The 7751-nt window shown below is 54.4% G+C and carries 9 protein-coding genes and 1 pseudogene; 4 read left to right on the forward strand and 6 right to left on the reverse strand.

Annotated elements, in window-relative coordinates; translation table 11 throughout:
* The first annotated feature begins 54 nt into the window (after positions 1-54).
* From M0974_RS24395 to M0974_RS24405, 3 genes are read left to right on the forward strand one after another with little or no spacing between them, the layout of a single operon-like run.
* On the forward strand, positions 55-630 hold the full coding sequence (locus M0974_RS24395; RefSeq protein ID WP_297843046.1) for a TerD family protein: 576 nt from the start codon (positions 55-57) through the stop codon (positions 628-630).
* Positions 631-666: 36 nt separating this feature from the next.
* Positions 667-1245 (forward strand): TerD family protein, encoded by a 579-nt coding sequence (locus tag M0974_RS24400; protein WP_297843050.1) that lies wholly within the window; start codon positions 667-669, stop codon positions 1243-1245.
* 21 nt (positions 1246-1266) lie between these two features.
* Positions 1267-1488: a hypothetical protein gene (locus M0974_RS24405; protein ID WP_297843054.1), complete on the forward strand. Its 222-nt coding sequence runs from the start codon at positions 1267-1269 to the stop codon at positions 1486-1488.
* A 33-nt stretch (positions 1489-1521) separates the two neighbouring features.
* Here M0974_RS24405 and M0974_RS24410 read toward each other — a convergent pair whose 3' ends face one another.
* The 4 genes and pseudogenes from M0974_RS24410 to M0974_RS24425 all read right to left on the reverse strand — a co-directional run bounded on the left by M0974_RS24410 (position 1522) and on the right by M0974_RS24425 (position 4159).
* Entirely contained in the window at positions 1522-2175 is a 654-nt protein-coding gene (locus M0974_RS24410; protein WP_297843056.1) for a hydrolase, read from the reverse strand.
* Positions 2176-2508: 333 nt separating this feature from the next.
* A pseudogene (locus tag M0974_RS24415) lies at positions 2509-3228 on the reverse strand (alpha/beta fold hydrolase); the annotation flags it as partial.
* Between the two features lie 200 nt (positions 3229-3428).
* On the reverse strand, positions 3429-3689 hold the full coding sequence (locus tag M0974_RS24420) for an HNH endonuclease (RefSeq protein WP_367279046.1): 261 nt from the start codon (positions 3687-3689) through the stop codon (positions 3429-3431).
* Complete coding sequence (locus tag M0974_RS24425; RefSeq protein ID WP_297843062.1) at positions 3632-4159, reverse strand: hypothetical protein; 528 nt, start codon at positions 4157-4159, stop codon at positions 3632-3634. The genes M0974_RS24420 and M0974_RS24425 overlap by 58 nt, the downstream gene beginning before the upstream one ends.
* Before the next feature lie 160 nt (positions 4160-4319).
* Here M0974_RS24425 and M0974_RS24430 point away from each other — a divergent pair, with 160 nt between their 5' ends.
* Complete coding sequence (locus tag M0974_RS24430; RefSeq protein WP_297843064.1) at positions 4320-4610, forward strand: hypothetical protein; 291 nt, start codon at positions 4320-4322, stop codon at positions 4608-4610.
* 199 nt (positions 4611-4809) lie between these two features.
* On the opposite strand, the gene M0974_RS24435 is transcribed toward M0974_RS24430, so the two are convergent.
* Complete coding sequence (locus M0974_RS24435) at positions 4810-6057, reverse strand: ribonucleotide-diphosphate reductase subunit beta (protein ID WP_297843067.1); 1248 nt, start codon at positions 6055-6057, stop codon at positions 4810-4812.
* Positions 6058-6339: 282 nt separating this feature from the next.
* Positions 6340-7751 (reverse strand): ribonucleoside-diphosphate reductase subunit alpha (locus M0974_RS24440; protein ID WP_297843070.1); only part of this gene is annotated, 1412 nt, incomplete at its 5' end.

A 7751-nucleotide genomic window follows, 5' to 3' on the forward strand; every position in this document is an offset into this window, starting at 1 on the left:
GGAAAGGTAGAGCCAGTTGAAAAAGCTTAATCATCAAAAATGGAATCAATGAAAATGGCTTTGACTTTGCAAAAAGGCGGCAACCTCTCGCTGTCAAAAACTGACCCCACACTGACCAAGATTCTCATCGGCTTGGGTTGGGATCCGCGCGCTACTAATGGCCAGGAATTCGACCTGGACGCCAGCGCTCTGCTGGTGGGCGCAAACGGCAAAGTCCGTAGCGAAAAAGACTTCATTTTTTACAACCAACTGAAAAGCGTCGATGGCTCCATTGAGCACACCGGCGACAACCGCACCGGTGAAGGTGCTGGCGATGATGAATCACTGACAGTCGATCTAAGCCGCGTTCCAGTGGACGTCGACAAGGTCGTGTTCATCGTCACCATTCACGACGCCGAAGCCCGTAAGCAAAACTTCGGTCAGGTCAGCGGCTCGTTTATCCGCGTGGTAAACGATGTCACCAGTGCCGAGATCGTTCGTTATGACTTGGCTGAAGATGCGTCTGTCGAAACCGCCATGGTCTTCGCCGAGCTTTATCGCAACGGCTCCGAATGGAAATTTCGCGCAGTCGGCCAAGGCTTCGCCGGTGGTCTCAAGGCCCTGGCAAATTCCTACGGCATGAGCTTCTAAGGCACACATTTTTTAATCAGCGAAAAGGATTTAGCGATGGCTGTAAGTCTGAACAAAGGCGGCAACGTTTCCCTGTCCAAAGAAGCCCCTGGGCTTACCGAGGTAGTCGTAGGTTTGGGCTGGGACCCGCGTGCCACCGACGGCACTGAATTCGACCTGGATGCGTCGGTATTCATCGTTGGCGAAAACGGAAAAGTACTCGACGACGCGAGCTTCATTTTTTATAACAACAAAAAAAGCGCAGACGGCTCCGTAGAACACATGGGCGACAACCGCTCTGGTGCTGGCGAAGGCGATGACGAACAAGTCACCGTCAAACTCAACGGCCTGGCCGCTGCAGTTAAAAAGCTGGTGTTCGCAGTCACCATCCACTCCGCTGAAGAGCGTAAGCAAAACTTCGGTCAAGTCGCCAACGCCTTCATCCGCGTAGTGAACAAAGCTGACGGCAAAGAACTCGCTCGCTACGACCTTTCAGAAGACGCCTCCACCGAAACCGCGATGATCTTCGGCGAACTTTACCGCGCCGGGGACGAGTTCAAGTTCAAGGCAATTGGACAAGGCTTTGCGGGCGGCTTAAAGCCAATGGCTGAGGCGCATGGTGTAGCGATCGGCTAACGAGCCTACCCAACAAAACGCTTGCCCGCGATCAACCGCTTCACGGTCCTCGCGGGCGAGCGCAATCAAAACCTTGAATCCAGCATTCGCAACCGCCCCATGCTCCTCGCGGGCAAACACAATCTCAAACCTGAAAAACATGGTCTCGAAACTGTAGGAGCGCGCTTGCCCGCGATCGGCTGCGCAGCAGTCGTAAATTACCAACCTGATCGCGACAACGTTGTTATGTCCGCTGCTTTTTAGGCAGCAATCGCTGCCCAAAAAGCAGCATCTACATCAATGACCTTCTGAAGCATTAAACATGGTCTTCGCGTAAATCAAACCAAGCCCATAACTGCCACCATGAGCAATAGCCGTCTTAACTGTCTGGTCGTAAGTTTCCCCGCGAGCCCAATCCCGTTGTAGTTCCAACAAGTACTGAACCGACGTCACAGGACGTGCACCTGCTTGAATCATGCGCTGAATCGCACGTTCGTGCGCCTCATCAGACACATCGCCACAAGCATCGGTGATCACATACACCTCAAAGCCCTGATCAATCGCAGACAGAGCGGGTCCGACGATGCAAACCGACGTCCAAAGACCGGCCAACACAACGCGGCTTTTACCGATCCGGTTGATCTCAACCGCAATGTTTTCATCTTCCCAAGTATTCATGCTGGTACGGTCGATTGCCTTTTGCTCCGGAAACACCGAAGTGATTTCAGCGAACATTGGGCCTGAGAAGCTCTTCTCGGCCACCGTAGTGAGCACCACAGGCACCGAAAACTCTTTGGCTGCTTTGCTGATGAGCGCGGCGTTATTGCGCAGGTTGGTAGCGTCGATGGACTTCGTAGCAAACGCCATCTGCGACTGGAAGTCGATCAAGACCAGCACGTGATTGACGGGGTCTAGCAAGCCTTTACCGGGTACAGCCTTGGCCGTTGTCATGGGATATTCTCCTTGGATAGATGAAGACACAGCGCAAGGATGGGCTTGGTTCGGTGTTGGGGATGGAAGGTTCGTGCTATTTGTTGACGGTTAAAACCTGCCAGCTTTCACTCCTTTGAAACTAGAGCCGAACGCCCAAACGACTGCCGAGACCGCGATTAAAATTGACGTGCCGTGCAGGCATCGACAGCTCAGTGTGAACTGGCCGATTAACGACTCCGAGGGTTGTGCGAGATTCATCCGAGGACTGACGCAATGATCCGCATCAGCTCCATCTGGCTCGTAAAAAGGCCGCTCGGACATGTCCGAGCGGCCTTTTTACGTAAGCGTAAATCAGGATTGAAGGAATTCGAGCAAGTCTTCATTTAAGCGGTCAGTGTGGGTAACAGGAAATCCGTGTGGTGCTCCCTCGTAGAGCTTCACCGTGCAGTCGGCGATCATCTGAGTGGCCAGTTTCGCAGTGGCTTCGTAGGGCGCCACAACATCGCTACTGCCATGGATCGCAAGTGTCGGGACGTTGATCTTATCCATATCTGGACGGAAATCGGTCATGGAGAAGGCCGTCACGCAACCGATCGTGGCTTTGAGCGACGCCAACATGGCAACGGTCATGGTGCGATTAAGAATGGCGCTTGATACTTTCTGGCCGATGTCTATACCGAAGAATATCGGGTTGAAGTCGGTCAAGAACTGCGCGCGGTCCTTTAAAATACCGGCCTTAATCCCCGTGAATACGCACTCATCGATCCCTTGAGGGTGATCGTCGCTTTTGACGAAGGCGGGCACGACTGAGCCCAGTAGCGCCAGTTTGGCAACTTTGGACGTGCCATGGCGGGCAATGTAGCGCGTGACGTCTCCGCCACTCATTGAAAAACCCACTAACGTGATATCGGTGAGTTGCAGGTGTTCGATCAACTGATGGATGTCATCGGCAAAGGTATCGTAATCATAACCGGTCCAAGGTTGGTCAGATCGACCGAAACCGCGGCGATCAAAGGCGATGGTGCGGTAACCGCGGGAGCTAAGGTGATACATCTGGGCCTCCCACATGTCGCGGCGACTGACCGTAAAGAAGCAAATGCGTGCAACGCTGTTGGCTATCCGGGATGAGCTGAAGCGCAGCCGTCATGAGCCTGTTCGAGTCGTGGGTCAGTGGGTACTTCAATTACCACCCGGTGCCGGGAAACCTGATACGTCTTGGCGGTTTTCATTTGGGGCAAGCTAGGTCAATGCGGTGTTCCCCGAACGAGTGCTTACGGCGTTACGTCGAAATGTTCTTCTTTGAGGCGTTTGACCCTTATGTAGAGCGATTGGGTAAAGGCTTTTCCATCCGCCGCCAAGTGACAACGACGATGGCAGTTCGGGCAAAGCGCTGCTGCATTTTCCACCCTGTCGCTACCCATTTGGGCGAGGGGGCGAACATGATGAACTTCAAGGAATGGCGTTCCATCCACGCCTAGAAACGGCGCTGCATGCCCGCAGCCTTCGCATGTACCGTTAGCTTGCTTGAGCACCCAATCTCGAACCTTTTCATCACGGATATAGGTATAGCTGGAGCGATGGATTGCTTTGGATGCCTGACACCCGGCGGGGGCGACTCGAGATAGGGCTCTGATTTTTCTTCAATTTTTAGATGGGGCAACGCGTCGCTAGCTTGCGCGGCTTGGCTCTCCAGTCTGAAAACGCCTTTGTTGTTAAGCATTTTCTCGATCTTACCGCTTACGTTCGCGCCGACATTTGCTGCGGGCACGTAGCCGGTTATTGGTCTCAATCCCAGCTCATTCATCACGCTGGAAATATTCCGCATTCGCAATTCAACGGCTGATTTGGTACGAGCAATCAGCGCGCCGTTTCGCAGCTTCAAGCCTATATCGGCCTTGTTGAACGGGAGGGAGTTGTTCTCCATTTCGAGCATATTGAGGTAAGCATCTACAGCCACTTCGAGTTCTACATCGGTCCACAGGGTAGAAACTTTCTTCGTCATAACGCCGCCGATATCCAATGCATTCGCGACGATACGTGTAGGAAGTTTCCATGTCTATGGAGAGGTATGGCCTACATAATATAATTAAATTGATCATGGCATTAAGGCATCATAGTGGAAGAATTTTCGATTCTTCGACTATGAACGCTAAGGAAAGGCCATGAGAAAACTAGGGATAAGCTTAATCGCCGTGTTGGCGCTGTTCTACGGATTTTCAGCGTCGGGCAAACAAACGACGTTAGCTGATGCAGCCATTATCAAAATTCTGATGGAGGAGTCGATTTCTTCTTACCCCGGAAATTGCCCTTGTCCCTATAACTCCGCGAAAAATGGCAGCCGTTGCGGTAAGCGCAGCGCTTACAACCGGCCGAATGGCTACGCGCCGTTGTGTTTTAAAGACGATGTTTCAAAGGAGATGATTCAACAGTATCGAGGGCGTGCTGCTAGCTAGGGAGGATGCTTTAAAGTTGTTGAAAGATGCTGCCTTTTAGGCTTCAACTGCTGCTTTATTAGCAGCGTTTTGCGAAGGCCTACATGACGTTAGCCTTCTGACTACTGCAGAAAGGTTTTAGCCAAAACAAAAAAGCCAGGAAGCATCACGCCCCTGGCTTTTCTATTTCAAACATCAGCTAAGCAATCAAGCCCAGAAATCAATCCCAGCTCAGCGCCCCACCAGTCTGATACTCAATAACCCGAGTCTCAAAGAAATTCTTCTCTTTCTTCAAGTCCATAATCTCGCTCATCCAAGGGAACGGGTTAGTCGTCCCTGGATACTCTTCCTTCAGCCCAATCTGGCTCAAACGACGGTTTGCGATGAACTTGAGGTAGTCCTCCATCATCGCCGCGTTCATGCCCAGCACGCCGCGAGGCATGGTGTCGCGAGCGTATTCAATCTCAAGCTGCGTGCCCTGCAGAATCATCTGCGAAGCTTCTTCCTTCATCCCGGCGTCCCACAGGTGTGGGTTTTCGATTTTGATCTGGTTGATCACATCGATGCCGAAGTTCAGGTGCATGGATTCGTCGCGCAGGATGTATTGGAACTGCTCGGCGACGCCGGTCATTTTATTGCGGCGGCCCATGGAGAGGATCTGGGTGAAGCCGCAGTAGAAGAAGATGCCTTCCAGTACGCAGTAGTAAGCGATCAGGTTGCGCAGCAATTCTTTGTCGGTGTCGACGGTGCCGGTTTCGAACTTCGGATCGGAGATCGAACGGGTGTACTTGAGGCCCCAGGCTGCCTTTTTGGCGACCGATGGAATCTCGTGGTACATGTTGAAGATCTCGCCTTCGTCCATGCCCAGCGATTCGATGCAGTACTGGTAAGCGTGGGTGTGGATCGCCTCTTCGAATGCTTGGCGCAGGATGTACTGGCGGCATTCCGGGTTGGTGATCAGGCGATAAACAGCCAGTACCAGGTTGTTGGCAACCAGGGAGTCGGCGGTGGAGAAGAAGCCGAGGTTACGCATCACGATGCGGCGTTCGTCGTCGGTCAGGCCTTCAGGATCGCGCCATACGGCGATGTCGGCGGTCATGTTGACCTCTTGCGGCATCCAATGGTTGGCGCAGCCGTCGAGGTATTTCTGCCAAGCCCAGTCGTACTTGAACGGCACGAGTTGGTTAAGGTCGGCGCGGCAGTTGATCATCATCTTTTCGTCAACGGCAACACGGGCGCTGGCGCCTTCGAGTTCAGCCAGACCTTCGGCGACGTCGAGGCTGTCCAGAGCGGCCTTGGCGCGAATGATCGCTGCCGAGTCGTTGGCGGTTACTGCGCGGGCTTCTTGAGCTGCGGCGCCGCCGGCGCTGTCGAGGCGGTCCATGTTGGCTTCGTTGGCGTGGCCAGCGTTGGTAGCACGTGCGACGGTTTCGCCGTCTTCTTTGTGGAATTCATCCCAGTTCAGCATGGTATGCGTCTCCTGCGCGAGGGTCAGTCGGGTGGACTGGCCGGTGGATCATGGGGTGCGTTACTTGCGGTACGGTACTGCACGCAAAAAACATAAAATTTGTGGGCTCGAAGGCCTTTGATGTTGCTTTACACCGACGCTGCAAAAAACAGCGCGGGCCTGAGTGAGTGCCCGCTAGGCGCCGGTTTTTTTGGACCCCGGAGCGTACGTTAGTACGTGAGGAGGCCGGGAAAACCGGCAACAACGCGGGCGCCGCTCAGAATCGTGCGGCGCCTGGAACGATTACTGGCAGGCTTCGCAATCCGGCTCGTCTATGGCACACGCCTTAGGCACTGGCGCTGGACCGGCTGCGGTGAATTCCGATGGCTTTGGAGCAGCCAGAATTGCATCGTCGCCGTGGTTGCCGCTCGATACTGCGTTGAGCTTGCTGGTGCTGATGGTCGACTTCTCGGTGCTGGTCGCGGCCAGGGCACGGAGGTAATAAGTGGTTTTCAGGCCACGGTACCAAGCCATACGGTAGGTCACGTCCAGCTTCTTGCCCGATGCGCCAGCGATGTACAGGTTCAGTGACTGAGCCTGGTCGATCCACTTTTGACGGCGGCTGGCGGCGTCGACGATCCACTTGGTTTCCACTTCGAACGCGGTGGCGTACAGGTCTTTGAGTTCCTGTGGGATGCGTTCGATTTGCTGTACGGAACCGTCGTAGTACTTCAGGTCGTTGATCATGACCGAGTCCCACAAGCCGCGAGCTTTAAGGTCGCGAACCAAGTACGGGTTGATCACGGTGAATTCGCCCGAGAGGTTCGACTTCACGTACAGGTTTTGATACGTCGGTTCGATCGACTGCGACACGCCAGTGATGTTGGCGATGGTGGCGGTCGGTGCGATGGCCATGATGTTGGAGTTACGAATACCTTTCTGGACGCGGGCACGAACTGGCGCCCAATCCAGAGTTTCGTTCAGGTCAACGTCGATGTACTTCTGGCCACGCTGTTCGATCAGGATCTGTTGCGAATCCAGCGGCAGAATGCCTTTGGACCACAGCGAACCCGGGAACGTCTCGTAAGCGCCGCGCTCATCGGCCAGGTCGCAAGAAGCCTGGATCGCGTAGTAGCTGACAGCTTCCATCGAACGGTCGGCGAACTCGACAGCAGCGTCGGAACCGTACGGCAGGTGTTGCAGGTACAGCGCGTCCTGGAAGCCCATGATGCCCAAGCCCACTGGACGGTGCTTCAAGTTCGAGTTGCGTGCTTGCGGCACCGAGTAGTAGTTGATGTCGATAACGTTATCGAGCATGCGTACGGCTGTGTCGATGGTGCGCTTGAGCTTGGTGGTGTCCAGCTTGCCGTCCACGATGTGGTTCGGCAGGTTGATCGAGCCCAGGTTACAAACGGCGATCTCGTCCTTGTTGGTGTTCAAGGTGATCTCGGTGCACAGGTTCGAGCTGTGGACCACGCCGACGTGCTGCTGTGGGCTGCGCAGGTTGCACGGGTCTTTGAAGGTCAGCCATGGGTGGCCGGTTTCGAACAGCATCGAGAGCATCTTGCGCCACAGGTCTTTGGCCTGGATGGTCTTGAACAGCTTGACCTTGCCTGGGTACTCGGTGAGGGCTTCGTAGTACTCGTAACGCTCTTCGAAGGCCTTGCCGGTCAGGTCATGCAGGTCCGGCACTTCGGATGGCGAGAACAGGGTCC

Origin of the sequence: Pseudomonas sp., assembly GCF_026224925.1 — a bacterium.
GTDB lineage: Bacteria > Pseudomonadota > Gammaproteobacteria > Pseudomonadales > Pseudomonadaceae > Aquipseudomonas.